The 320-nt window shown below is 39.7% G+C and carries 1 pseudogene; it reads right to left on the bottom strand.

Annotated elements, in window-relative coordinates:
• A pseudogene (locus TP70_RS11715) lies at positions 1-252 on the bottom strand (group II intron reverse transcriptase/maturase); the annotation flags it as partial.
• Positions 253-320: the final 68 nt, after the last annotated feature.

The raw sequence follows: 320 nt of genomic DNA, 5'->3' as shown, positions 1-320 counted from the left end.
GATTCCCAACACACGCTTTTTCCCGTTTGGTTTTGGGATTTCAACTTTCCTTACTGCTTGTGGTTTATATGTGCCATCAAGCAGTTTCTTTCTAATTTGTGGAAAGTATTGCGCAAAGTGTCCATTCAGTTCACCGACTTTCATACCGTCAATTCCTGGTGCTCCTCTGTTCTTTCTCACTTTCTTGATTGCCTTTTCAATGTTGTTCGGTCTTACAACAAGCTCCATCAAGGATGGAGACTCACGATACATTTCTTTCATTTCACCTAAGATTTACTGTACACACTTATATACCCTTTTTCGTTCCACTACTTATCTCT

The sequence above is a fragment of the Staphylococcus microti genome (genome assembly GCF_000934465.1).
Classification (GTDB): domain Bacteria; phylum Bacillota; class Bacilli; order Staphylococcales; family Staphylococcaceae; genus Staphylococcus; species Staphylococcus microti.
The sequence above is the reverse complement of the archived record's forward strand: the minus strand, read 5'-3'. Positions and strand labels throughout refer to the sequence as shown.